Origin of the sequence: Actinoplanes sp. NPDC048967, assembly GCF_040649415.1 — a bacterium.
GTDB lineage: Bacteria > Actinomycetota > Actinomycetes > Mycobacteriales > Micromonosporaceae > Actinoplanes.
On the sequence record NZ_JBEZFL010000010.1, the window covers coordinates 57,350 to 81,501 of the forward strand.

Consider the following 24,152-nt stretch of genomic DNA (forward strand, 5'->3'; position numbering starts at 1 on the left):
GAGGAACACCTCGCGGTGTCGACCGGACATGACGACCCGGCGGGATCTTCTCATCATCGCGGGCGGCGCCGCCCTGCTGTCCGGTTGCCGCGACGAGCCGCGGCGCGCTGTGTCCGTACCGGATGTGGTGCTGGCCGGGACCCGCGAAGGCCTGGTGGTGCTCGGCGGGCCGCATCGGCGCGGCCTCGGCCGGGCGGCGGTGACCAGCGCCGACGGCGCGGCCGCGGGAGCGCTCGGCCGCGACGGCGCCGGCGGGCCGACCCTGGTCCGGCTGGACCCGGCGACCGGCGAGCTGGGCCGGCCGCTGCCGCTGGCCGCGGGCTGGCTCCCCCGGGTGATCTCCGCCGACGGCGCGAACTGCGCGCTGACCCGCACGGCCGCGGCGGCCCGGCCCCGGACCGCGATCCTGGTCGTCTCCGGTACGCGGCAGCGACAGTACGACCTCAGCGGCGTCGTCGAACCGGACGCGTTCACCCAGGACGCCACCGGCCTGTTCGTGCTGGAGTGGCTGCCGGCCACGGCACCGGATCACTACCGGGTACGCCGGCTCGACCTCGGCACCGGCTCGCTGGAGCCGCTGCTGACCCGGGACAAGTCACCGGTGCCGGCCGGTGCCGAGGAGGAGATGCGCGGCGACGGCCGGCAGGCGGTGCTCTCCCCCGACCGGCAGGTCCTGTACACGCTCTACACCCACCAGCCCGGCCATCGGCACACCCGCGACCTGCTGGCCGGGCGCTCCGGCGGCGTCCACGCATTCGTGCACGTGCTGCACCTGGCGCAGGGGTGGGCGTACTGCCTGGACCTGCCGGACCCGTTCGGGCTGGGTCCGGCCGAGGGGCACGCGCTGGCGGTGAGCTCGGACGGCCGGCGCCTGGCGATCGCCCACGCGATGGCGGGCGTGGTGCTGTACGCCGACACCGCCGCGTTGGCGATCGACGCGACCGCCGCGGTGCCGGCGGTGGCGGGCTCGGCAAGCCTGGCCTTCGCCCCGGACGGGCGACGGTTGCTGCTGGGCGCCGGGCGGACGGTGACCGCGCTGAAGCCGGGCGGCTCCCGGCAAGCGGCCTGGACCGTGCCGGCGCCGGTCCGAGGGCTCGGGGTCAGCAGCGACGCGTCCCGGATCTACGTGGGCGGTGCCGACGAGGTGCTGTGGCTGGACGCGGCCACCGGCGACGTACGCGGGCGGGCACCGCTCGCCGGACTGACCGACCTACGACACGTGCGGTAGCGACGGCTTTCTGCCAGGGTGACCGCATGTCCCTCTACGAGGCGGCCGGGGCGCCCCGGCGATGCTCGCGCTGGCCACCGACTTCCAAGCCCGCTGCCTGGCCGACCCGCAGCTCGAACACCCCTTCTCACACCAGGGCAATCCCGAGCACGTGCAGCGCCTCGCCGACTACTGGGGTGAGGTGTTCGGCGGCCCGCCCGTCTACTCGCAGTCCTACGGCGGGCACTCCGGCATGCTCGGCATCCACGCCAACCAGGGTGCCGAGGCGGAGCTCGCCGACCGGTTCGTCGCGTGTTTCGTGGCCGCGCTGGACGGCGCGCACCTTCCGGCGGATCCGGAACTGCGCGCCGCCCTGAGCGGCTACATCCGCTGGGCCACCGACGAGGTCATGACGTACCCCCCCCCGGCGCCCGGGTCCGGCGGCGTCGGCCATGCCGCGCTGGGACTTCGACGGTCTACGACGCTGAGCAGGTGACCGCCGGGGTCGGTGCCGGACCGGTGCCGACGAAGCCGAACGTGGCGCTCGCTCCCGGGGCCAGGGCGCCGTTGTGGGCGGCGTTGCGGACCGTCGCCGTCGAGCCCGACGTGGTCAGCGTGCCGTTCCACAGCGAGGACACCGCCGTGCCCGCCGGGTTGGTCCAGGTGGCCGTCCAGCCGCGGGTGGCCGCCGTACCGGTGTTCTTGATCGTGACCTCACCCTGGAAACCGCCGGACCAGGCACCCGTCTGGCTGTAGGTCGCCGTGCAGGTGCCGGACGGTACGGGCGGGGTGGACGCCGAGGGCGAGACCGACGCCGACGGGGAGGCCGAGCCGGTGGGGTCGGTGCCGCCGCCGTACCGGGCGGCCAGGCTGATGCCGGTGGTGCTGCCCGCGCCGCCCAGCGCGACCTGGTGGTCCAGGCTGACGAACTTGCCGCCGTACTGCCACAGGGCCGGCTTGAGCAGGGCGTACTTCTGCTCGTCCCAGGTCTTCCAGTCGTCCAGCAGCAGCCCGCCGGTGTCGCCGGAGTTGGGGTTGAGCACCCAGAACGTCTGGTGCAGGTGCTTCTCCACGATCAGGTCCCGCAGGGCGGTCATCCACTTGTCCTGCCGTGGGTCCTGGCCCAGCCGGCCACCCCACTCGCCGACCAGCAGCGGCGCGGTGCCGGAGTCGTGCACGTAGAGCCAGTTCGGCGTCCACACGTCGGTGGTCAGCGAGGCCTTGTCGAACGCCTTCTGGAACCACGGCTGGTCGAACACCAGCGGCCCGTAGTCGTGCGGCGAGTAGACCAGCTGGTCCTGGTTGGCCCCCAGGTTGATCGGGTGCTCGGCGACGCCGCGCAGGTTGCCGCCCCACCAGGTGTTGTGGAAGTTGGAGCTCAGGTCCGGGTTGGTGTTCGGCGAGGACCAGGTCGAGCCGGCCTTCGGGTACACCTGGATGCCCTCGACCAGCACCAGCACCTTGGGGTTGATCGCCAGGATGCGCTTGGCCGCGGTCTCGGCCACGTACTTCCAGTTGTCGGCGTCGGTGGAGCTGTCCCACTTGGCCCGGACGGTCTCGTTCTGCGCGCCGTGCGGCTCGTTCTTGATGTCCATCGCGACGAGCGTGTCGTCGCTCTTGTAGCGGGCGGTCACCCACTCCCACGCCTGGTAGAAGTTCTCCGTGGTGACGGTGCCCTTCCACCACACCGGGTGGTTGTGGCCGGAGTTGTCGGCCTCGGCGCTGTGCACGTCGAGCAGGACCTTCATGCCGTACTGGCGGCACAGCGCCAGGAACGCGTCGAAGACCTGCAGGGTGGTCTTGCCGGTCAGCTCCGGATTGGCGTACGTGTTGACGCCGGAGGCCACGGCGGCCTGCCCGGCCTTCCACTCCAGCAGCAGCTGGGTCGAGATCGGCACCCGGACGATGTTGATGCCGCGGTCGGCCATGGACTTGGTGACCTCGGTGAGGTTCGCCGACCACAGTCCGTGGAAGACGCGCTCACCGGCGTTGAAGCCGAACCAGTTGGTCCCGGTGAGCCAGACCGGGTTACCGGCTTCGTCGACGATCTGGTTGCCGCTGACGTGCAACCAGTCCTCGGCCGGGGCGGCGGCCGCGGCCGAGGAGGTGCCGGTGCCGGCGAACCACAGCAGCGGGGCGGCGAGGACCGCCGCCGCGGCTGCGGCGAGACGCCGTTTGGATCGGGTCGAGAACATGCGCGAGTTCCTCCGAGGGGGACGACGAGGATGGTGGGAGCGCTCCCACGCACAGCATGGAACATCGACCAAGCCAAATCCAGTGTTTCGCGGCAGAAAACCCGCCGTTACGGCTGGGCCTCGCGGAAAAGCTCGAGGGTCGGCTCGAGCTGGGAGTGCAGCGGGGCCGGCAGCGCGGCGGGGTCGAACCAGTCCAGCGCGTCGAACTTGTGCGGTTCGCCGATCGCCACGGCGGCCGGGTCGGCGCGGACCGCGAAGACCACCGCGACCCAGTGCGACAACGGTTCCGCGCGGACCACGTTGCGGACGCCGAGCAAGCTGATCTCCTGCGGCTCGGTCGCGTACTCCTCCTTGACCTCGCGGGTCACCGCGGCCTCGAAGGTCTCGCCGAACTCCAGCGCGCCCGCCCCGGTGTCCCAGGTCCCGGGCTCGTCGCGGGCACCGGCGGAACGCCGGGCGAGCAGGATCCGGCCGGCACCGTCGTGGCAGATGAAGACGCAGGACACGCGTGGTTCACGGGACATGGCCGTTCATTGTGCCCGACTGGGCTCAGCCGCAGGCGAGCCGGGCGGCGGCCCAGTCGGCGTGGTCGTTGCCGTTGCCGTCGCCGCCGTCGGTGACCCGCAGCTCCAGGCTCCGCACCCCGGTCACGTCGACGTCCAGGCGCTGGGCGGGGTTCGCGCCGGTGAGCACGCCCGTCCGGGTCAGCCGGGTGCCGTCGCCCCAGACCTCGAACGTCACCGAGCCCGCGCTGCCCGTCTCGTCGTCGACGCCCACGTCGGCGCGCAGCCGGGTGCAGTCTCCACCGAGCTCCACCTGGACCGTGGACGCGGCGTGCACGCCGATGCCCTTGGGATGGACCACGTCACCGATGGTCAGCGGGTTGCCGTCGGCGGCACCCTGTTCGCCGTTGCTGCGGTCCTTCTCGGCCGGGCCCCAGCCGTTCACCGGGGCGGTGAACGGGCGGTCACTGAGCCAGACGTAACCCGCCGGCAGCGGCGCCTCGGTGCTGGCGGTCGCCGTGGTGGTCGAGGCGAAGCCGTCGGGCGTGGTGGTCTCGGCGGTCGCGGTGAGGCGGTACGTGCCGATGTCGGTGCCCGCCGGGGCGGTGACGGTGAACGTGGCCGTCCCGCGGTCGGCGACGGCGCCCAGGTCCACCGAGGCCGGTTGCACGGTCCAGCCGTCGGGCGCGCTCAGCCGTACCGTCGCGTCCCGCAGACCTGCCGCGCAGCGCGCCGCGACCTGGACCTGCACGGGTTCGGCCGTGCCGGGCTCGATCCGGCCGTCCGTGGTGACCGTCAGCTCCGGCGGGCACGGCGCCGGCACGTCGGCATCCGGAACGCCGTCCGCGGCGACCTCGGTCCGGGTGAGCGGGCGCAGCACCAGTTCGTGCGAGTACGGCTGCGTCGGCGACAACCGGTACGGCGGCAGCACCGAGTTCGGCGTCTCCCCCATCCCGGTCTCGCCGGCCTCAGCGTGCAACGTCACCCAGTCCTTGTTGCGCACCAGCGGCAGCTGATGGTCGTACTCGGCGCGGTCCAGCTCGTCGTAGGCGGTCACGCTGACGTCGGAGGTGCCGCCGACCAGCAGCCCGCCGCGCTGGTCGTGCAGGGTGGCCCAGCGGGTGTCGGTGTGGTTGCCGTACGCCTGCGGCCGCGAGTACCGCACGTACTCCTTCTCGACAGTGCTGCGGTAGACGCCCATCGGGGCCCCGCTGCGCCGGTCGTTGTAGGACTCCTGCGGGCCGCGCCCGTAGTAGGCGAAGCGCTGCATCGAGTCGGGCACCCGCACCGAGATGCCGACCCGGGGCAGGTACGGCAGCGCGCCCACCCGTGAGCCCTTCGCGGCGACGTCCTGGCGCAGCGTGACGGTGCCCCGCCGGTCGATCCGGTACGTCAGTGTCTGGTCGAACGACAGCAGCGCCTCGGTGTCGGGGCCGGCGGCGACACTGCGTACCTCGACCACGACGGCGTCGGCCTCGGTCCGGGTCCGCACCCCGGTGACGGTGGTCCGCAGCCGGTCCAGGCCGGTCTCGTGCCAGATCCGCCGGTCGTCGGTGCCCCAGTCGTAGGTCTCGTTGCTGGTCGGCGGCCGGTACACGTCCAGCTGCGGCCCGCCGCGCAGCAGTTCCCGGCCGGCCGCGCGCATCGAGGTCAGCGAGCCGTCGTCGAAGCGGTAGGCGAAGTTCCGGCCGGACACGGTGACGGTGTCGCCGCTGGTGGCCACCGCGGGCGCGCCGGGCACGGGGAGCGGGAGGATGCCCGGCACCGCGCGGCCGCCGACGGCGAACTGGTCGTACCCGACGATCCAGCCCCGGCGGGCCCAGGCGGTGTCCCGGTTGCCGGCCGCGGTCACGGTGAGGAAGCGTTCCCGGTCGGCCGGGTTGGCCGGCAGCGGCCCGGGATCCAGCTCGGCGGTCTGCCCGGGGGCCAGCCGGATGCGCCGGCTGCCCGAGCGCAGCACGTCGCTCTGTTCCTTGACCTGCCAGCGCACGGTCAGGTCGAAGTCGCCGGCCTGCTGCTCGTTGTGCAGCCGGATCGTGGTGCCGGCGCGGGTGATCCGGACCGGGGCCTGGGCCCAGGCCATCTCGGCGGTCTCCGGCTGCACGTAACGGTCCGAGCCGACCAGGCCGTCGGTGCCGGACAGGCTGATGCCCAGGCTCAGGAAGTCACCCTTGCGCTGGAACCGGTCGAAGTTCAGGGCCAGCACCGCGCCGGCGACCGGGTCCGCGCCCGCGGCCAGCTGGGCCGGGGTCAGCGCGGACGGATAGATCCGGGCGTCGTCGATCAGGCCGCGGCCGAGCCGGACGCTCCACAGGTCGTTGTCCTGCTGGGTGTCGGCGTTGCGGCCCAGGTTCACCTCGAACAGGCCCGGGTCCACCGCCCCCGTACGGGCGGTCGTCGCCACCTCGGCGCCGTCGACGTACAGCCGCAGGGCGGTGCCGTCGTAGACACCGGTGACGCGGTGCCAGGCGCCGTACCAGTCGGCCGGTACGTCCGCCGCGGCCGTCGCCCAGCCGCCCGCGTTCACCCCGAACTCCAGGGTGTCGCGGTCGCGCATCTGCAGCGTGTACCCCTGGCCCTTGGTCAGGATCGGGAAGCTGCCGGCCCACTCGCCCGGCTTGACCCAGGCGTCCAGCGTCAGCGGACCGGTCAGGTCCAGCCGCTGGTCGCGGAAGACGTCGACGAAGTCGTCCAGGCTGGACAGGGCCACGGCCTGGCCGCGGCGCCCGGGGACCGTGCCGGGCTTGCCGACCAGGAACGTCTGGATGCCGTGGGCCGCGTCGGGGGTGGTGATCAGCGGCTGGCGCAGGTTCTGTTCGGCCCAGTCCCAGATGAAGCCGCCCTGCATGGCCGGATACTTGCGGGCCAGGGCCCAGAACTGGTCGAAGTTGCCCAGCCCGTTGCCCATGGCGTGGGCGTACTCGCCCATCACGATCGGCTTGGTGCTGCTCAGGGTGCGGCTCTCCAGCCGGGCCGGGGTCGGGTAGCGGGGACCGTCGACGTCGGCGAACGGGGCGTCACCGTCGGGGCTGTTGGACTGGTGGTAGAGCAGCCGGGTCGGCTCGTGGGTGTCGGCCCAGGCCGCCATCGCGTAGTGCGCGGCGCCGAGACCGGCCTCGTTGCCGGTGTCCCAGAAGATGACGCTCGGGTGGTTCTTGTCCCGGGCCACCATCGCCTGGAAGCGGTCGGCGAACGCGGCCTGCCACTCCGGGCGGTCGGCCAGGCAGTTCGACGGGCAGGTCTCATGGCTGTGCGTCTCGATGTCCACCTCGTCGTCGACCCACAGGCCGTGCTCGTCGGCCAGGTCGTAGAGGTAGGGGTCCGAGGGGTAGTGCGAGGTGCGGACGGCGTTGAGGTGCAGCCGTTTCATCAGGAACACGTCGTCGCGCTGGGCCTGCCGGGTCACGTGCCGGCCGGTGTCCGGATCGGTCTCGGCCCGGTTGGTGCCCTTGATCAGGATGCGCCGGCCGTTGACCAGGATCTGCCGGTCGCGGACCTCGATCTCGCGGAAGCCGACCGGCTGCGCGGTGGTGTGCAGGGCCCGTCCGTCCGGGCCGAGCAGTTGCAGCACCAGGGTGTAGAGGTTCGGTTCCTCGGCGCTCCACTTCGCCGGGTTGCTGATCGGCGCGGTCAGCGTCACCGCGCCCGTGCTCACCGCGGCGTTCATGGTGGTCACGGTCCGGCCGTGCCGGTCCTGCAGGGTGCCGCGGACGGTGAAGTCGCCGGGCGCGCCGGTGAGCTCGACCCGGGCGCTGAGCGTCGCGTCCCGGTACGCCGCGTCCAGGTCGGTGGTGACGGTGGCGTCGCGCAGCCGGGTCCGGTCGAAGCGGTAGAGCCGCACGTCGCGGAAGATGCCGCTGTAGCGCCACTGGTCGACGTCCTCGAGGTACGCGCCGCTGCCCCAGCGGTGCACCTGGACCGCGATGCTGTTGCGGCCCGGGCGCAGCCGCTCGGTGATGTCGAACTCGGCCGGGGTGTAGCCGCCCTGGTCGTAGCCGACGTACCCGCCGTTCACCCAGACCAGGTAGTTGCTGGTCACGCCCTCGAAGCGGAGCAGGACCCGGTCGCTGTCGCGGGTCCAGTCGGCGGGCAGGTCGACCGTGCGCAGGTACGCCCCGGTCGGGTTGACGTCGCGGGGCACCTTCGGCGGGTCGTCCGGGACGATGTCGGACGGGATGTTGCGGAACATCGGGTGGTCGATGAAGTCGGACTGCCAGGTGTGCGGCACCGAGACCGACGGCCAGCTCGACGCGTCGAAGCCGGCGCCGTGGAAGGCCGCGGGCACGTCGTCCGGCCGGTTGAAGATCTTGAGCCGCCATGTGCCGTTCAGCGACGTGACGTTGGGATCACGCGCGTCGTGGCTGGTCACGTCGGCCGCGGCGGCGCGGGCACCGGCGTACGGCCGCAGGTCCGTGTGCGGCGCCTCCTGGCCCTCGCCGGTGAGCTGCGGGTCCTCCAGGTAGCGGTAGACGTCCGCCACCGTCTGCGGGCCTTCCCCGGCCGGCGGCGCGGCCGTGGCGGCGGCCGGCGGCGTCACCAGGGGCAGCACGAGAGCGACGGTGAGGGCGGCGCGCGGAATCCACGACGGGGCACGGCGCATCGGTCGCTCCTGACGGCTCGGGATGAGGCAAGCCATTGAAGCCTTTCAATGGCTTGCCCTCCTGTCAACCGTCACCGCCGGCCGGTCGCACCCGCCTTCACGGGGCAGGCGGCGCCGAAGACGGCCCGCTCCCCGACGGTGTACCGACAGCCGAAGTCCGCCGCCGCCACGGTGCGCCGGTTCAGGATCGCGTCCCCGCCGGGCCGGTGGCCGCCGCGGACCCAGCTCACCAGGTCGTCGAAGCCCTGCCGCAGCTCCGCCTGGGTGAAGTCGCAGTGCCCGACGCCCCGGACCGCCCGGGAGACGACCAGCTTCGCCCGGCCGTTCCGCAGGGCGCGGCGGGCGTACACCTGCTCCATCGAGAACGGTACGAACAGGTCACCGATGTCGTGCAGCGAGAGCACCGGCACCGGCGGCCGGCCGTCCACCCGCGGCACGCCGTCCAGGCCCCGGCTCGGCCGCGCGGTCGGCGCCACCCGCAGCACGTCCCGGTTGAGCTGCCACTCGGCCCGGGTGGGCAGGAGCCGGTCGGTGCTGCGGTAGAGCGTGAACCGGTTGTCGGTGAGGTTGCCCTCCGCGATGCCGGCGGTGCCGCCGGACAGCCCCGGGTAGAGACCGAAGACGAACGGCAGGTCCGCGGTGGGCGCCGAGGAGGGCGCGGCGTTCCAGTACGCGAACGCCGCGGCGAAGCCCGGCCGCTCGCCCCCGGTGCGCCGCTCGACGACGTCCGCCCAGGTCCGGCCCGCCCCGGTGAGCACCGGCGGCTTGCCCGTCGTGACGCCCAGGGCCGGCAGGATGCGCTTGACCTGCTCGCGCCACCGGTCCGCGAAGCCGGCGTCCGGGGTCAGCGGGAAGTCGATGTCGACACCGGCGAGCGCGGCCGCGGTGACGTTGGAGTCCAGGAAGTAGTCGAACAGCTCGGCGTCGCCCAGGACCCCGCAGACCGGCATCGCGCCGACGAACGAGCGCGGGTGCTCCTCGATGGCGACGGCGGTGACGTGACCGCCCATCGAGGCGCCGGTCATGTAGACCGACCGGGCCCGCTGGGCGGTGACCTGGCGGAAGAGGTCGATCAGCGCGTACGAGTCGCGGACGCCCTGGCCCACGTCGTAACCGTTGGTCTGATAGCTGGAGGCGGCCCAGGCGAAGCCCCGGGCGATGTAGTGCGCGCGCAACGACGGGCTGTCCACGTACACAGTGGTGCCGGTGCCGCGGTAGCCGTGCGCGTAGACGACCAGCTGGCCGTTCCAGGCCTTCGGCACCTCGATCCGGTACGCCGCGCCGTCGCGGATGCCGGTGTGCACGACGGAGTCCGGCATGGCGGTGAACGGGGTGCCGTTCGGCTCGCAGGCCGGGTCGGCGACCAGGTAGCCGGGCCGGGTGGTGCTGGCGACGGGTGCGGCGCAGGTGGGCGCGGCAGCCGACGCGGGAGCGGCGAGCACGCCGGCGATCAGGGCCGGCGCCACGGCGAGCGCGAAGTGTTTCCGGCTGATTCTCACAGGGTTACCTCCGAGTAACACTCAAGAACCCCGGCCGGTCGCTGTCAAGGCCGGTGATTTCACCGATGTGTCGCCGTGCGGTCCGGCCGAAGACTGGCGCTCGTCGATCCCGTCCCACCCGAGGAGAGTCCGACGTGCAGTCATCCACCATCCCCACCCGGTCCCGGCGGTTCCTCGTCACCGCCGCGGCCACGCTGGCCCTGATCGCCGGCTCGCTGACCGGTGCCACCAGCGCCCGGGCCGCCGGCCCGTACGAGCGTGGCCCGGCCCCGACCACGGCCGCCCTGGACGCCGGCCGCGGGCCGTTCGCCACGGCTCAGCAGAGCGTCTCGCGGCTCAGCGTCTCCGGCTTCGGCGGCGGCGTCATCTACTACCCGACCAGCACCGCCGAGGGCACCTTCGGCGCGGTCGCCATCTCGCCCGGCTACACCGCGAGCTGGTCGAGCATCAGCTGGCTGGGGCCGCGGATCGCCTCACACGGCTTCGTGGTCATCGGCATCGAGACCAACACGACCCTCGACCAGCCCGCCTCCCGCGGCAACCAGCTGCTCGCGGCGCTGGACTACCTGACCCGCAGCAGCTCGGTGCGCACCCGCATCGACGCGAGCCGGCTCGCCGTGGCCGGGCACTCGATGGGCGGCGGCGGTTCGCTGGAGGCGGCCAAGGACCGGCCGTCGCTGCAGGCCGCGGTGCCGCTGGCGCCGTGGAACCTGACCAAGTCCTGGTCGGGCCTGCGGGTGCCGACCCTGATCGTCGGCGGCGAGAGCGACACGATCGCGCCCGTCTCGTCGCACTCGATCCCGTTCTACAACAGCATCCCGTCGGCCACGGAGAAGGCGTACCTGGAGCTCAACAACGCCAGCCACTTCTTCCCGCAGACCACCAACACCCCGACCGCCCGGCTGGCGGTGGCCTGGCTCAAGCGCTTCGTCGACGACGACACCCGCTACGACCAGTTCCTCTGCCCCGGCCCGAGCAGCTCGGCCATCTCCGACTACCGCAACACCTGCCCGCTGTCCTGATTGACCAGTGGACCGGAGCCGGCGGGCGCGTGCCCCACCGGCTCCGGTTTCGTGATCAGGAGTTGACGAGTTTCAGGAGCTCGGCGGCGAACTCGGCCGGACGTTCGACGTGAGGCGAGTGGCCGCAGTTGTCGTAGACGACCTCGCGGTAGCTGCCACCGCTCCCGGCGTATCGCTCCAGCACCGCGCGGGTCTGGCCGACCATGGGCTGCGGCGGGCAGGCGTCGGCGCCGGGCCAGTCCGGCATCGCGCCGATCGAGCCCAGGTACGCCCGGTCGAGCAGCGACGTGTCCGACACGATCACGTCCCGGTCGCCGCGAATCCAGACGATCGGTGGCTTCTGCGCCGCGCCGACCAGGGCGTCGGCGACGTTGAAGCAGCTGGGTGCCATGGCGTTGAGCACGCCCCGGTCACCCGGCCCGAACCACGGCCAGTTGTTGGCCGGCTTGCTGTCCCCGGGGTAGTTGTCCTCGCCGACGGCGGTACTGAGCATCGACGTGAGCAGCAGATCCTCGTCGTCGCCGAGCGCTGCCGGGTCGGCCACGTACGAGGAGCGCAGCACCGACAGAGGGCTGGTCCGTACGTCGGCGCTGCGGTCGCCCGCCTCGATACGGGCCACGAAGTCGGGGTTGGCGCCGCCGCCCCCGGTGCCGGCGAAGTCCGCCGATGTGGGGGTGCCGTCGAGGTCGCGGGTGCCGCCGAAGCCGTACGGGCTCACCGGCGCCTCCAGCAGGACCGACGCGAATCGGCCCGGGTGGTCGGCGAGCAGCTGCATGACCACGCCACCGCCCATCGAGTGACCAGCCGCTACGACGGGGCCCGGCTGAGGGAACAGGACGCTGTCGTCGAGCAGAGCGGCCACGTCGTCGGCGAAGTCCCGCAGGCCCCGGGTGGCGTCCACCGGTGCGGCCTCGCTGCGGCCGTACCCGCGCAGGTGCGGGGCGACGACCCGGATGCCGTCCGGGAGCCGGCGGATCAGTGGCAGCCAGAAATCCGCGGACGAGCAGTTGCCGTGCACCAGCAGCACCGGTACGCCGTCGTCCGGTCCGCCGACGAGCACGTCATAGGTGACGCCGCGGGCCGGGCGAAGCCACTCGATGTTCTCCATCGGCCGATACTGGCACACCCGCCCGAACAGCCCGGGCCAGGTGCGTCTCCCCCCAGCTGCACAGTTGGGCGACGAGTGGCACGAGAGTCCGGCCGTACTCCGAGATCGAGTAGGAGACGCGGGGCGGCACCTCCCGCGCGTCGTGCCGGTCGATGATGCCGTCGGCCACGAGCTCCTGCAGGTGGCGGATGAGCATGCGTTCGGTGATGTCCGGGATGCTGCGCCGGAGTTCCCCGGTGCGCATCGGCCCGTCGACCAGACGCCACAGGATCGTGCCCTTCCAGCGACCCGCGATGACGCTCACCGCGGCGTCGACCGGACACTGGGCACTGTCGGGGAGATCCTGGCTCATGCCCCCACCCTAGTCAGTGCTGACAATAATGTCAGTACTGGCGCGATCCGCAGTGCCACGGTCTCATGAGGACATGGATCTCGTACTGGCCGTCGCCGCGCTCACTGTCGCGGGCGTCATGGTGGGCGTGGAGTTCAGCGTCGCCGTCTTCGTCAACCCCATCTTCGACCGGCTACCGGGCAACGGCGGCCTGGCCGGCCGAGCCGACGGCGGACGTGTGCTCGGCCGCGTCATGCCGGTCTGGTACTCGGCGTCGCTCATCCTCACCGTCGTGCTGGCCGTGGTCCACCGTCACGACCCGGGCCTGAGCGCCCTGGTCGGCGGGGCGGCCCTGTTCGTGCTGAGCATCGTCATGTCGCTCGCCGTGCTGGTGCCCATCAACAACCGCGCGAAGAACTGGACACCCGAGCAGGCGCCGGACGACTGGCGTGAGCAGCAGGCCCGTTGGGACCGGTACCACTACGCCCGCGTGGCCGTCATCATCACCGCCTTCGCCCTCGTCACGACCGGCGTCATCCAGAGCTCGTAGACCGGCGCCCAGCCGTCAGAATCGAGCCATGCCGACCTATCCGGGCGCCGACGCCACGCCGCTGTCCTACGACGACACCGGCGGTGACGGTCCACCGCTGGTCACCCTGGCCGGCGGCTCCGGCCGGCACCCCGCGTACCTGGGTGACCTGGCCGGTCTCGGCCGGCACCGACGGCTGATCACCCCGCACCTGCGCGGGGTGGGCCGCACCCCGCTGCCCGCCGACGTCACCCTCGGCTCGTTCTGGCGGCAGGCGGCCGACCTGGAACGGCTGCGGCGGCACCTGGGCGTCGAGCGGCTGCGGTTGCTGGGTCACTCGGCCGGGACCCGGCTGGCCGTCAGCTACGCCGCCCGGTACCCGCAGCGGGTCGGCTGCCTCGTCCTGGTCACGCCGCCGGTGACCTGGCTGCTCGACGTGGCATCCGACGTCGCCGAGGTGACCGAGCGCCGCCGCGGCGACCCGGTGTTCGAGGCCGCCCTGGCGGCGTCCCGGGAGGGGCTCGCCCGGCGCGACGACGAGGGGTTGAACGACTTCATGACCCGCGTGGCGCCGCTCGGCTACGCCACCTGGGGTCCGGCCGAGCGGGCGCACGCCGTCCTCGGCCGGTTCAGCTACGCCGCGAACCGGGCCTGGCCCGGCGTGGACCCACCGGCCGACCTCGCCCGCCGGCTGGCCGCCGTCACCGCGCCGGTGCTGGTCGTCGCCGGTGCCGAGGACGCCATCACGGGTTGCGCGCCCGCCGCCGCGCTGACGAAGCTGTTCTCGGACGGCACCACGGCGGTGCTCGACCGGTGCGGGCACTACCCGTGGGTCGAGCGGCCACAGGCGTTCCGGCGGGCCGTCGACGATTTCCTGGACGCGCGGGTGGAGGAGTGACATGGCGGGCTACCCAGGACTGATCACGCCGGTCGGGCACCGCGAGCCGGTGCCGCGCCGGATTCGCGGCATGCTCGGCGACCGGGTGGTGCTGGACACCACCCGCGCGGTGTACGTGTGGGAGTGGCCGCCGTACCCGCAGTACTACGTACCGGCCGCGGACCTGGCGCCGGGCGTGCTGATCGACGAGGAGCGGGTCACCGAGGGCACCGCCCGGCCGGTGGGCCTGCGTTCCGGCGAGGTGACCCGGTCGGCCGCCGGGCACCGGCACACCGCGGGTGAGCTGGCCGGGCTGGTCCGGCTGGAGTGGGACGCCCTGGACGCCTGGTTCGAGGAGGACGAGCAGGTGTTCGTCCATCCCCGCAACCCGTACGCGCGGGTGGACGCGCTGCGCTCGGCCCGGCACGTGCGCGTCGAGCTCGACGGGGTACGGCTGGCCGAGTCCGCGACGCCGGTGATCGTCTTCGAGACCGGGCTGCCGCCGCGCTACTACCTGCCGCGCACCGCCGTCGACTTCACTGCTCTGGTGCCCAGCGAGACGGTCACCGCCTGCCCGTACAAGGGACGCACGACGGCGTACTGGTCGGTGCGCGCCGGTGGCACCCTGCACGCCGACCTGGTCTGGTCCTACGACTTCCCGACCCGGGAGCTGCTGCCGATCGCCGGGCTGGTCAGCTTCTACAACGAGAAGGTCGACATTCTCCTCGACGGCGAGCTGCTGGACCGGCCGCGGACCCCGTTCTCCCCGGAGGACGAATGATCCGGCGGATCAAGGCGTGCCTCAACGGCGGCCGGGCCCGCGGCGAGCACCCGGCCGTCCCGGTGACCCCGGCCGAGCTGGCCGTGGCCGCGGCGCAGGCGGTGGCGGCCGGGGCCGAGGCGGTGCATGTGCACCCGCGGGGCGCCGACGGTGCGGAGAGCCTCGATCCGGCCGACATCGGTGCGGCGGTGGCCGCCGTACGGGCGAGCTGCCCCGGGACGCCCGTCGGGGTGTCCACCGGACTGTGGATCACCGGCGGGGACGTCGCGCGGCGGCACGCCACCGTGGCCCGGTGGGCGGACCTCGGCGCTGCGCGGCGGCCCTCGTTCGCGTCGGTCAACGTCGGTGAGGACGGTTTCGCCGAGCTGGTCACGCTGCTGCGGGGAGCCGGGGTGGGCGTCGAGGCGGGCGTGTGGTCACCACGGGACGCCGAGCGGCTGGACGGCGTACCGGTCGACCGGATCCTGATCGAGATCCTCGGCACGCCCGCCGCGGACGCGGTGGCCGCGGCCGACGCCGTCCTCGACCGGCTCGAGGCCACCGGACCGCGGCTGCTGCACGGTGAGCAGGACGCCTGCTGGCCGCTGATCGCCCACGCCGGACGCCTCGGCCTGCCCACCCGGATCGGCCTCGAGGACACCCTGGTCACCGACGACGGCCGGCCCGCGACCGGCAACGCCGACCTGGTCCGGCGGGCGCTGCGGGTCTGGACCGCTCAGCGCGAACGCAGATAGCGGCGCAGGTCCTGGGTCTCCCCCGTGGTCGGACGCACCGCCAGGATGCACGTGTCGTCGTCCGGATTGGCCTGCTGCAGCCGGCTGACCAGCTCCGCGAGCGGCTGCCGGGGCGCCGCGGCCACGGCCTCGTCGACGGTACGGATCACCGTGTCCAGCCCTTCGTCCAGGCTGCGGCAACGGTACTCGACCAGCCCGTCGGTGTAGAGCAGCAGCAGGTCGCCGACCGCCAGCCGCAGCTCGGCGCATTCGTAGCTCGCGTCCTCCACGACCCCCAGCATCGGCCCGCTCGGACGCGGCAGCGGCTGCGTACGGCCACCGCGGCTCAGCAGCGGCGGCGGATGCCCGGCCTGGGCCCAGGTCAGCCGGCGCTGGGCCGGCTCGTAGCGGGCCACGATCGCCGTCGCCGCCGTCTCCGGCCGCTCCTCGTCCAGGTCACAGGTGATCCGGTTGAGGTGCCCGAGCAGCTCGGCCGGGTCGGTGGTGGTCACCGCCAGCGCCCGCAGTGAGTACCGCAGCTGCGCCATGGTGGTCGCGGCCGGCGTGCCGTGCCCGGCGACGTCACCGATCGCCAGCAGCACCGAGCCGTCCCGCAGGGCCGCCGCGTGGTACCAGTCGCCGCCGACCAGGCTCTCCTGGCCGGCCGGCAGGTAACGCACGGCCACCTTGATGCCGGGCAGTTCCACCGGGCGCTCCGGGATCGGCAGGATGATGTGCTGCAGCCGGGCCGCCAGCTCGTGCTCGGCGTGCAGGCTGCGGCGGTGCTCGGCGAGCTGCTGCTCGACCTCGGCCAGCCGGCGGGTGCTGTTCTCCCGGGCGGTGACGTCCTGCACGATGCCGTACAGCCGCAGCGGCCGGCCGGCGCCGTCGCGGGTGGCGTCGGCGACCGTGCGCAGGTGTTTGATCCGGCCCTTGATCCGGACCCGCAACGTCACGTCGACCCGCTCGCCGCGTTCGAAGGCTTCCGCCGCCGCCAGCCGCAGCGGGGCGTCCTCGGCCACGGCGAGCGCCTCGGTCTCCTCGGTGGACAGCGGGCCGAGGGCCGGGTCCCGTTCGTAGATCCGGTACAGCTGGGCCGACCACCGGACCTCGCCGCTGATCAGGTCCCATTCACCCCAGCCGAGGTTGCCGAGCTGCTCGGTGCCGGCGATGCGGTCACCCTCGTCCGGGCCGGCGCCGTGCCGCACCCAGGTCAGGAGCAGCCCGGAGCCGAGGCGGTGCGCCCGTACGGTGAAGCGGTGGTCGTCGACCATGAACGGCCCGAGCTGCACAGGCTCACCACTGTCCAGCACCCGCTGGTAGGCCCCCCACCGGTCGCTGACCGGCGCGTGCGGGAACTGCTCGGCCATCCGGGTACCGACCAGCTGCCGGCCGCGGCGCCCGTCGGGCGTGGTCGCCTCCGGGGTGGCGGCGGCGTAGATCAGGTCGACCAGCTCCCCGCCCTCGTCGCGCACCGGCGTGAGCAGCGCGGACTGACCGGGCAGCAGGTCCAGCACGGCCTGCACGACCGCCAGCCACGGCTCGACCGGACGGACGTCGGCGCCGGCGCGCCGGGGCGCGAGCAGCATCGCGCGCAGCGGCGGGCCGCGGTCGTCGGCGGGTTCCGGGATGTCCAGCATGCTGATCACCCCGGCCGCGACGTCGGCCACGTCGCGGTCCTGGTCGGCGGCCATCTGCAGCAGGTGACGGTGGGCCTCCGAGAGCCGGCACCGGGTACGCCCGGCCAGCAGCCCCACAGCCCGGTCCATGGTGGCGCGTGAACCGTCCCCGGTGGCCGGACGCGCCACCGAACGCAGGTTCTCCATCGCCTCCAGGTACGCCTGCTGCCTGCCGCCCATACCGCTCCCACCTGCCGGAATTCACCACTACGGTTCCCTGCATACGCCAGCGCGGCGCGCAGCGTCATCCCCCGTTCACCTGCCCCCGGGGTCGACCTGCGGCGCAGCGCGGCCGGGTCACCCGGAAGGACGACCGGGGCCCGGGGGCCGTCCGGTGGCGGCCCCCGGCCGCCCGGTTCCCGCAGGTCACCGAACGGACCGCGGCGCCGGTCCGATGCGGTGCGGCGCCGCCGGTGCGATCCGGTGCGGTGATGCGCCGGAAACAGCGATGCCGGATCATGGCGGGATGGACCTCGACGGGGCGCGGCGGATCGGCTTCCGGGTCGAGCAGAGCTTCCGGTACGCCTACCGCGAACCGGTGACGGCCCTCGCCCAGCGGCTCGTGGTGGTGCCCCGGCGCCGCCACGGCGACCTCTACCGGCGCAGCCACCGCCTGGCCGTGACCGGCGCCGCGCACGCCCGGCGCTCGCGGCTGGACGCGGCGGGCAACACGGTGGTGCGGGTGGTGGCCGCCCGGGTCGAGCAGGCGGTCGAGTTCCGTCTCACCGCCACGCTCGACCGGGTGGTCGGTGACGGCCCGCCGCAGCTGCCGCCGGCGACGCTGCACGACCCGCGCCTGCTGCGCGCCACCCGGCTGACCGCGCCGGACGAGGCGCTGCGGGAGCTGGCGGACGGCTGCGCCGCGGCCGGCAACGAGGAGACGGCCGAGCGGGCGTGCGCGCTCGCGCACACAGCGCTGACCTACGAGTACGGCGTGACCTCGGTCAGCACCACAGCGGCGCAGGCGCTGGCGGGCGGCCGGGGCGTCTGCCAGGACTCGGCCCACGTGATGCTGGCGATGTGCCGCGTGCTCGGCGTGCCGTCCCGCTACGTCTCCGGGCACCTGATCGGTCAGGGCGGCACGCACGCCTGGGTCGAGGTGCTGGTGCCGCGGGGGGACCGGGCGGTGGCGCTGGCCTTCGATCCGTGCCACGGCCGCCGGGCCGGCAACGGCTACGTCACCGTGGCGGTCGGGCGCGACTACGCGGACGTGGCACCCACCTCGGGCACCTACGTCGGGGCGCCGGGCGGCACCCTGACCGGCACCCGCGAGGTCAGTGTCGTCAGCGTCGAGTAGTCACAGCTCGAACAGCTCGCGCATGGCCTCGGCCAGCCGGGCCATGCTGGAGCCGGTGACCATGCCGATCCGCTCGGCGCCGACCGAGGCCGGCAGCCGGCGCATCCGGTTGACCACCACGACGCCGGTGATCGGATCCTGCTCGGTGAGGGCCACCGCGTACGGCGGCAGCTCGGTGGCGCCGCGCTGGCGCACGATCGGCGCGCAGAACGGCGACGGGTCGGCCCGGTCGTTGTAGTTGTCGGAGGAGAGCACGAGGACCCGGTAGCGCAGGTCGGTGCGGCTGCCGATGGTCCAGATCTCGCCGCGCTTCACGCACGGAGCGTACCGTCGGACCGATCTTCGGCCCAGCGCGCGTCAGGCGGCCGCGTGCTGGCGTTGTTTGGCCCGGTACATCGCCTGGTCGGCCCGGGTGATCAGCTCGTCGGCGCCGGTCCGGCCGTCGGAGAGCACGGCGCCGACACTGCAGCTCGCCCGCACCCGCGTGCCCGCCAGCACGAACGGCTCGGCCAGGGCGCTCTCGACGTATCCGGTGAGCCGGCGCGCGGCCTGGGCCTGGTCCGGTTCCTCGCACAGCACGAGGAACTCGTCGCCGCCGTAGCGGGCGATGGTCTCGTGGGCCCGCAGGCCGGCCCTGATCCGCGCGCCGATGCCGGTCAGCAGCTGGTCACCGACGGTGTGGCCGAGGCGGTCGTTGACGGCCTTGAAGCCGTTGAGGTCGCAGAAGAGCAGCACGACCGCGGGCCGCCCGGTGGCGCGCTCGCGGGCCAGGGCGGCCTGCAGCCGGGTGATCAGCTCGGCCCGGTTCGGCAGGCCGGTCAGCGGGTCGTGGGTCGCCTGATGGCGCAGCGCCTCCTCGGCGGCCCCCCGCTCGGTGGCGAGCCGGCCGATCCGGACCATCACCAGCGGCACGATCAGCACGGTGCCGACGGCGAGCAGCAGTCCGTCGGCGTGCAGGTCGAGCACCTGCCGCAGTCCCGCGACCAACGGGTTCGCGGCCAGGGTGGCGCCCAGGAAGACCAACCGGCCGGCGGAGAGCCGGTCCACCGGAGCGGGACCGGCGCGTTGCAGCTCCGGCACGGAGGCGTCCAGCGGGGCCAGGCCGACGAGGATGTAGGCCAGCAGGAAGAACATCTCGGTCCAGCCGGGCCGGCCGGTGGTCATCGTGCCGGTGCTGAGAGCCAGCAGGATGTTGCCGGCCAGGGCCAGCAGCAGCGCCCCGAGCAGCATGACCAGGGCCGGCAACCGGGTCTCGGCCATCCGCCACACCCGGGCCAGCGCGCCGAGCACGCCCAGCAGGATCAGCATGCTCATCAGCAGCGTCATCTGCTCGCCCTGCGGCGTGTCCAGGCTGCGCAGGCGCGGGAAGACCAGCGCGGTCCAGACCAGGCCACCCAGGCCGATCGCGGTCACCGAGACGTCCAGCAGGCCGCCGATGTCGTTGCGGCCCCGGCGCAGCACCAGGCTGACGGCCGCACCGAGCAGACCGGCGTGACCGACGGTGAGCAGCAGTTCGGCCGGCAGCTGCATCGCGGTACCGCCGATCGTGGTCACCGCGTTACCGGCGGTGAGCACCATCATCGCCGCGGCGAGCATCCACCACATCCGGGCCTGCGCCCGCTCCGACCGCCGGGCCAGGGCCGTGAGCGGCACCACCGTGCAGGCCGAGACCAGCAGGTACGTGACCGAGCGGACGTCCGCGGGCAGCAGCGGGTGCGCCAGCGTCAACGCGCCCGTGACGCCCAGATACCAGTTCCGGCCCTTGCTCACGTCCTGCTCCATCGGCGCGCCGGAGCCGCTGGTGAGGGTTCCGGGGTAACCGGGAGGCGGGACAGTCGAACCCTCGGACCCGCGAACACGTAAGAATGAGCGCGACGGCTTGCGATCGCCGGGACCCATGGTCCGGCGCTCGCGTGGAGGAAGGACGTTCATGACGGAAAAGGCCCAAATCGGCGTAACCGGGCTGGCGGTGATGGGTCGCAACCTGGCCCGTAACTTCGCCCGCCACGGCCACACGGTCGCGCTGCACAACCGCAGCTACGGGCGCACCAAGGAACTCGTGGAGTCGTACGGCCACGAGGGCACGTTCATCCCCTCGGAGAGCGCCGAGGACTTCGTCGCGAGCCTGGAGCGCCCGCGCCGCGTGGTGATCATGGTCAAGGCCGGCAAGGCCACCGACGCGGTCATCGACGAGTTCGCCCCGCTGCTCGAAGAGGGCGACATGCTCATCGACGCGGGCAACGCGCACTTCGCCGACACCCGGCGGCGCGAGGCCGCGCTGAGGGAGCGAGGACTGCACTTCGTCGGCACCGGTGTGTCCGGTGGCGAGGAGGGCGCCCTGCACGGCCCGAGCATCATGCCCGGCGGCTCCAAGGAGTCCTACGAGTCGCTCGGCCCGCTGCTCGAGGACATCTCGGCCAAGGTCGACGGCGAGCCGTGCTGCGTGCACGTCGGTCCCGACGGCGCCGGGCACTTCGTCAAGATGGTGCACAACGGCATCGAGTACGCCGACATGCAGCTCATCGCCGAGGCGTACGACCTGCTCCGCTCGGTCGGCGGGCACTCGCCGGCGGAGATCGCGGAGATCTTCAAGGGCTGGAACGAGGGCCGGCTGGGCTCGTACCTGATCGAGATCACCGCCGAGGTGCTCAAGCAGGTCGACGCCGAGACGGGTCAGCCGTTCGTCGACATCGTGGTGGACGAGGCCGAGCAGAAGGGCACCGGCCGCTGGACCGTACAGGCGGCCCTGGACCTGGGCGTGCCGGTGTCCGGCATCGCCGAGTCGGTCTTCGCCCGGGCCCTGTCCGGCGACCCGAAGGTCCGCGCGGCGGCGGCACACCTGCCCGGCCCCACGGCCACCGCGGGTGCGGGCGGCGCCGACCTGCAGGCCGACGTCGAGCAGGCGCTGTTCGCCTCGAAGATCGTCGCGTACGCGCAGGGCTTCCAGCAGATCCAGGCGGCCAGCGCGGAGTACGGCTGGGACATCGACCCCGGTCAGATGGCCAAGATCTGGCGGGCCGGCTGCATCATCCGGGCCAAGTTCCTCGACTTCATCAAGCACGCCTACGACAAGTCCCCGGACCTGCCGTCGCTGCTGGTCGACGAATACTTCCTGGACGCCGTCAGCGGCGCCCAGGAGGCCTGGCGGCGGGTGGCGGCCACGGCGGCCCAGCAGGGCATCCCGGCGCCCGGCTTCGCGTCGGCGCTGGCCTACTACGACGGCCTGCGGGCCAAGCGCCTGCCGGCGGCCCTGATCCAGGGGCAGCGGGACTTCTTCGGCGCGCACACGTACCGCCGCGTCGACAAGGACGGCGCCTTCCACACCATGTGGGGCGCCGAGCGCAACGAGGTCTCCGCGTAACAGCGCCGGGCCGGCCCGTTCGCGCGGGCCGGCCCGTCACGCCGCGGTGACCGGCAGGACCGTACGGATCATCAGCTCGGCCATCTCGACCGGCGGCAGCGGCCTGGCCATGAAGTAGCCCTGGCCCAGCCGGTAGCCCATCTCCCGCAGCCGCTCGGCCTGCGCCGCCGTCTCGATGCCCTCCGCGACCGCGTACAGGTCCAGGTATTCGGCGAGCTGGGCGACCGCCGCGGCCACCGCCAGCCGGCCGCGGTCCTCGCCGTCGCAGATGCCGTCCACGAACGACTTGTCCAGCTTCAGCACGTCCACCGGGAACGCGCGCAGCAGGCTCAGGCTCGACTGGCCGGTGCCGAAGTCGTCCAGCGCCAGCCGCACCCCCAGCTCGTGCAGGGCCTGCAGCGTCTCGCGGACCTGCCGGCCGTCGAGCACCGAGGACTCGGTGACCTCCAGCACCAGGTTGGCCGGGATCAGCCCGGTGTCGCTGAGCACGGCCGCGACCTCGTCCACGAAGCCGGACTCGCGCAGCTGCCGGGCCGCCACGTTGACGTTGATCGAGCGGATGGCGGCGGCGCCGTACTCGGCGTGCCACTTGGCCAGCTGCTCGCAGGCCTCGCGCAGCACCCAGGCGCCCAGCGGCACGATCAGTCCGGATCGCTCGGCGACCGGGATGAAGTCGGCCGGCGAGACCAGCCCGCGTACCGGGTGCCGCCAGCGCACCAGCGCCTCGGCACCGGACATCAGGCCGGTGACCAGGTCGAACACCGGCTGGTAGGCCAGCTCCAGCTCGTGCCGGATGATCGCGTTGTGCAGCTCGCTGCCGAGGCGGGCGTGGTTGACGACCTCGCTGTGCATCCGCGGTTCGAAGCGGGCCCAGGACGCCTTGCCGGAGGCCTTGGCCGCGTACATGGCGATGTCGGCGTTGCGCAGCACCTCGTCGGCGTTGTCCCCCGGCCCGGCCAGGGCGACGCCGATGCTGGCGTGGGCCAGCAGCTGGTGCTCGCCGACCCGGAACGGCACCGCGAGCGCGGCCAGGATCCGCGCGGCGGCCTCCTCGGCCACGGCCGGCTCGTCCACGTCGATCAGCACCGCGAACTCGTCCCCGCCCAGGCGGGCCGGCAGGTGGCTGACCGCGCTGTGGTGGCGCAGCCGCTGGGCCACCTCGAAGAGCAGCTGGTCACCGATGGCGTGCCCCATGGTGTCGTTGACCATCTTGAAGTCGTCGATGTCGACCAGCAGCACGCTGGCACTGCGGTGCGCGTCGAGGCGCTCGGCGAGGACGGCGCCGAAGCGGGCGCGGTTGGCCAGTCCGGTCAGCGGGTCGTGCATCGCCAGGTGCTCGAGCTCGGCCTGCTGCCGGCGGATGCCGGCCAGCATCCGGGCGTTGGCCCGCAGCCCGAGCAGCTGCCGGGCCACCACGAACGCGGCGATGAGCACGGCGCCGATGATCACGACGCGCTGGTGCCAGCCGAGCTGGCGGGCGGAGACGGTGATCACCAGGGCGGCGGTCGCGATGACCGCGACCAGCGGGAGCGCGTTGTAGATGCTGCGCGCCGACGGGGCGGCGGGCGACGCCGCGGGGCGGCGCAGGACAAGTTCCTGACGGTACGCGGCCAGCGCCATCGCCGCACCGACGAGCGGCACGCCCAGCACCGAGATGATCAGACGTCCGGTGTCCCCGCCGGCGATGAGCAGCACCGTGGTGGCCACGGCGACCAGCGGCGCGACAGTCAGGATGCGCAGCGACACGGAGTCGACGGCGCTGGCCGGGCTCATCGCCGCGCGGCCGATCACGACCAGGGCGATCAGCGAACCGACCCCGGTGACGGCGGCGCCGTTCTGGGTCAGCGTCGAGGTCGCCGCGGTGGCGAGGTCGAGGACGACGTACCAGTAGATCAGCGCACCGGCCACCGCGACGGTCGCGCCGTCGAGCATGAGCTGGGCCCAGCGCAGCACCGACCGGTGTTCCACCGGCAGCCGTACGAAGGCCAGCACCACCATGACGACGCCGAGCATCGTCGGCACGGCCATGTACGGCGACAGCCCGGGATCGTTGTTGGCGAACGCGAACGCACCGACCGAGCCGATCCCCAGGCAGATCGCCGCGTGCGAGAAGAGCCGCCAGAAGCCCCGGATCGGCCGCGGCACCACGATCATCGAGCCGATCCGCCGGCAGGCCAGGAACGCGGCCACCATGGCCACCGGTCCCCCGGCGTACCCGGGCATCACAGTGCCCCCGCGGTGCGTCACCAGCCACCCCAGCACCCAGGCCACCGCCAGCAACGCCAGGGCCAGCGGCAGCACACCCGGACGGGCGGGCCGGACCGCGCGCCGGCGGCCTACCCGCTTGTCGGCTGGACTCATCGCTGCGCTCGGCTCCCTGGTCTCTGTCACTCCTGGCGCAGTACCAGTCGGCGATGGGGAGCCGAAGCTGAGCGTTCCCGCCGCGGGCC

At 73.2% G+C, this 24,152-nt stretch carries 19 protein-coding genes; 9 read left to right on the forward strand and 10 right to left on the reverse strand.

The features are described 5' to 3' along the window. The first annotated feature begins 28 nt into the window (after positions 1–28). The gene (locus AB0C12_RS34890) at positions 29–1,228 is read left to right on the forward strand and encodes a hypothetical protein (RefSeq protein ID WP_360554390.1); all 1,200 of its coding nucleotides are present in this window, start codon (positions 29–31) and stop codon (positions 1,226–1,228) included. 61 nt (positions 1,229–1,289) lie between these two features. After that, positions 1,290–1,703: a group II truncated hemoglobin gene (locus AB0C12_RS34895; protein WP_360554391.1), complete on the forward strand. Its 414-nt coding sequence runs from the start codon at positions 1,290–1,292 to the stop codon at positions 1,701–1,703. Here the strand turns inward: AB0C12_RS34895 and AB0C12_RS34900 are convergent. The 4 genes from AB0C12_RS34900 to AB0C12_RS34915 all read right to left on the reverse strand — a co-directional run bounded on the left by AB0C12_RS34900 (position 1,684) and on the right by AB0C12_RS34915 (position 10,004). Continuing rightward, positions 1,684–3,402, reverse strand: a complete 1,719-nt coding sequence (locus AB0C12_RS34900; RefSeq protein ID WP_360554393.1) for a cellulase family glycosylhydrolase — start codon at positions 3,400–3,402, stop codon at positions 1,684–1,686. The genes AB0C12_RS34895 and AB0C12_RS34900 overlap by 20 nt on opposite strands. A 107-nt stretch (positions 3,403–3,509) precedes the next feature. Then, complete coding sequence (locus tag AB0C12_RS34905) at positions 3,510–3,926, reverse strand: NUDIX domain-containing protein (RefSeq protein WP_360554395.1); 417 nt, start codon at positions 3,924–3,926, stop codon at positions 3,510–3,512. A gap of 25 nt (positions 3,927–3,951) precedes the next feature. Beyond that, positions 3,952–8,505 carry a glycoside hydrolase family 2 TIM barrel-domain containing protein gene (locus AB0C12_RS34910; RefSeq protein WP_360554397.1) on the reverse strand — a complete coding sequence of 1,518 codons (4,554 nt, stop codon included), beginning with the start codon at positions 8,503–8,505 and terminating at the stop codon, positions 3,952–3,954. A 71-nt stretch (positions 8,506–8,576) separates the two neighbouring features. After that, positions 8,577–10,004, reverse strand: coding sequence for a phthalyl amidase (locus AB0C12_RS34915; protein ID WP_360554399.1), 1,428 nt, complete (start codon positions 10,002–10,004; stop codon positions 8,577–8,579). A 149-nt stretch (positions 10,005–10,153) separates the two neighbouring features. On the opposite strand from AB0C12_RS34915, the gene AB0C12_RS34920 reads away from it, so the two are divergent. After that, positions 10,154–11,026, forward strand: coding sequence for an alpha/beta hydrolase (locus tag AB0C12_RS34920; protein WP_360554832.1), 873 nt, complete (start codon positions 10,154–10,156; stop codon positions 11,024–11,026). A 55-nt stretch (positions 11,027–11,081) separates the two neighbouring features. Here AB0C12_RS34920 and AB0C12_RS34925 read toward each other — a convergent pair whose 3' ends face one another. Both AB0C12_RS34925 and AB0C12_RS34930 read right to left on the reverse strand, forming a co-directional pair. Continuing rightward, complete coding sequence (locus tag AB0C12_RS34925; RefSeq protein WP_360554401.1) at positions 11,082–12,134, reverse strand: alpha/beta fold hydrolase; 1,053 nt, start codon at positions 12,132–12,134, stop codon at positions 11,082–11,084. After that, entirely contained in the window at positions 12,088–12,486 is a 399-nt protein-coding gene (locus AB0C12_RS34930) for a helix-turn-helix domain-containing protein (protein ID WP_360554402.1), read from the reverse strand. Before AB0C12_RS34930 ends, AB0C12_RS34925 begins: the two co-directional genes overlap by 47 nt. Before the next feature lie 73 nt (positions 12,487–12,559). Between AB0C12_RS34930 and AB0C12_RS34935 the strand changes: the two genes are divergently transcribed. Genes AB0C12_RS34935 through AB0C12_RS34950 form a run of 4 tightly spaced genes read left to right on the forward strand, consistent with a single transcriptional unit; the run spans position 12,560 to position 15,386 of the window. Then, positions 12,560–13,015 carry a DUF1772 domain-containing protein gene (locus tag AB0C12_RS34935; RefSeq protein WP_360554404.1) on the forward strand — a complete coding sequence of 152 codons (456 nt, stop codon included), beginning with the start codon at positions 12,560–12,562 and terminating at the stop codon, positions 13,013–13,015. Positions 13,016–13,043: 28 nt separating this feature from the next. Then, a complete protein-coding gene (locus tag AB0C12_RS34940) occupies positions 13,044–13,892 on the forward strand; it encodes an alpha/beta hydrolase (protein ID WP_360554406.1) in 849 nt (282 codons plus the stop codon). Position 13,893: 1 nt separating this feature from the next. Further along, entirely contained in the window at positions 13,894–14,652 is a 759-nt protein-coding gene (locus AB0C12_RS34945; RefSeq protein ID WP_360554407.1) for a DUF427 domain-containing protein, read from the forward strand. Next, positions 14,649–15,386 (forward strand): 3-keto-5-aminohexanoate cleavage protein, encoded by a 738-nt coding sequence (locus AB0C12_RS34950; protein ID WP_360554409.1) that lies wholly within the window; start codon positions 14,649–14,651, stop codon positions 15,384–15,386. Before AB0C12_RS34945 ends, AB0C12_RS34950 begins: the two co-directional genes overlap by 4 nt. On the opposite strand, the gene AB0C12_RS34955 is transcribed toward AB0C12_RS34950, so the two are convergent. After that, positions 15,368–17,224 (reverse strand): SpoIIE family protein phosphatase, encoded by a 1,857-nt coding sequence (locus AB0C12_RS34955; RefSeq protein ID WP_360554411.1) that lies wholly within the window; start codon positions 17,222–17,224, stop codon positions 15,368–15,370. The two genes, AB0C12_RS34950 and AB0C12_RS34955, sit on opposite strands and share 19 nt — an antisense overlap. 286 nt (positions 17,225–17,510) lie before the next feature. Here AB0C12_RS34955 and AB0C12_RS34960 point away from each other — a divergent pair, with 286 nt between their 5' ends. After that, positions 17,511–18,341: a transglutaminase family protein gene (locus AB0C12_RS34960; protein ID WP_360554413.1), complete on the forward strand. Its 831-nt coding sequence runs from the start codon at positions 17,511–17,513 to the stop codon at positions 18,339–18,341. Here AB0C12_RS34960 and AB0C12_RS34965 read toward each other — a convergent pair whose 3' ends face one another. Further along, on the reverse strand, positions 18,342–18,656 hold the full coding sequence (locus AB0C12_RS34965; protein ID WP_360554415.1) for a type II toxin-antitoxin system PemK/MazF family toxin: 315 nt from the start codon (positions 18,654–18,656) through the stop codon (positions 18,342–18,344). 42 nt (positions 18,657–18,698) lie between these two features. After that, positions 18,699–20,111, reverse strand: a complete 1,413-nt coding sequence (locus tag AB0C12_RS34970; RefSeq protein WP_360554416.1) for a GGDEF domain-containing protein — start codon at positions 20,109–20,111, stop codon at positions 18,699–18,701. 160 nt (positions 20,112–20,271) lie between these two features. Between AB0C12_RS34970 and gndA the strand changes: the two genes are divergently transcribed. Continuing rightward, on the forward strand, positions 20,272–21,702 hold the full coding sequence (gene gndA, locus AB0C12_RS34975; RefSeq protein ID WP_360554417.1) for an NADP-dependent phosphogluconate dehydrogenase: 1,431 nt from the start codon (positions 20,272–20,274) through the stop codon (positions 21,700–21,702). A 36-nt stretch (positions 21,703–21,738) separates the two neighbouring features. On the opposite strand, the gene AB0C12_RS34980 is transcribed toward gndA, so the two are convergent. Next, positions 21,739–24,063, reverse strand: coding sequence for an EAL domain-containing protein (locus AB0C12_RS34980; RefSeq protein ID WP_360554419.1), 2,325 nt, complete (start codon positions 24,061–24,063; stop codon positions 21,739–21,741). Positions 24,064–24,152 lie beyond the last annotated feature (89 nt).

Bases quoted from the DNA above. Each gene is read 5' to 3' on its own strand.
- AB0C12_RS34940 (WP_360554406.1), top strand. From the start codon at position 13,044: ATGCCGACCTATCCGGGCGCCGACGCCACGCCGCTGTCCTACGACGAC.
- AB0C12_RS34935 (WP_360554404.1), top strand. From the start codon at position 12,560: ATGGATCTCGTACTGGCCGTCGCCGCGCTCACTGTCGCGGGCGTCATG.
- AB0C12_RS34895 (WP_360554391.1), top strand. From the start codon at position 1,290: ATGCTCGCGCTGGCCACCGACTTCCAAGCCCGCTGCCTGGCCGACCCG.
- AB0C12_RS34905 (WP_360554395.1), bottom strand. From the start codon at position 3,926: ATGTCCCGTGAACCACGCGTGTCCTGCGTCTTCATCTGCCACGACGGT.
- AB0C12_RS34955 (WP_360554411.1), bottom strand. From the start codon at position 17,224: ATGGGCGGCAGGCAGCAGGCGTACCTGGAGGCGATGGAGAACCTGCGT.
- AB0C12_RS34910 (WP_360554397.1), bottom strand. From the start codon at position 8,505: ATGCGCCGTGCCCCGTCGTGGATTCCGCGCGCCGCCCTCACCGTCGCT.
- AB0C12_RS34890 (WP_360554390.1), top strand. From the start codon at position 29: ATGACGACCCGGCGGGATCTTCTCATCATCGCGGGCGGCGCCGCCCTG.
- gndA (WP_360554417.1), top strand. From the start codon at position 20,272: ATGACGGAAAAGGCCCAAATCGGCGTAACCGGGCTGGCGGTGATGGGT.
- AB0C12_RS34930 (WP_360554402.1), bottom strand. From the start codon at position 12,486: ATGAGCCAGGATCTCCCCGACAGTGCCCAGTGTCCGGTCGACGCCGCG.
- AB0C12_RS34950 (WP_360554409.1), top strand. From the start codon at position 14,649: ATGATCCGGCGGATCAAGGCGTGCCTCAACGGCGGCCGGGCCCGCGGC.
- AB0C12_RS34900 (WP_360554393.1), bottom strand. From the start codon at position 3,402: ATGTTCTCGACCCGATCCAAACGGCGTCTCGCCGCAGCCGCGGCGGCG.
- AB0C12_RS34980 (WP_360554419.1), bottom strand. From the start codon at position 24,063: ATGAGTCCAGCCGACAAGCGGGTAGGCCGCCGGCGCGCGGTCCGGCCC.
- AB0C12_RS34945 (WP_360554407.1), top strand. From the start codon at position 13,894: ATGGCGGGCTACCCAGGACTGATCACGCCGGTCGGGCACCGCGAGCCG.
- AB0C12_RS34925 (WP_360554401.1), bottom strand. From the start codon at position 12,134: ATGGAGAACATCGAGTGGCTTCGCCCGGCCCGCGGCGTCACCTATGAC.
- AB0C12_RS34960 (WP_360554413.1), top strand. From the start codon at position 17,511: ATGGACCTCGACGGGGCGCGGCGGATCGGCTTCCGGGTCGAGCAGAGC.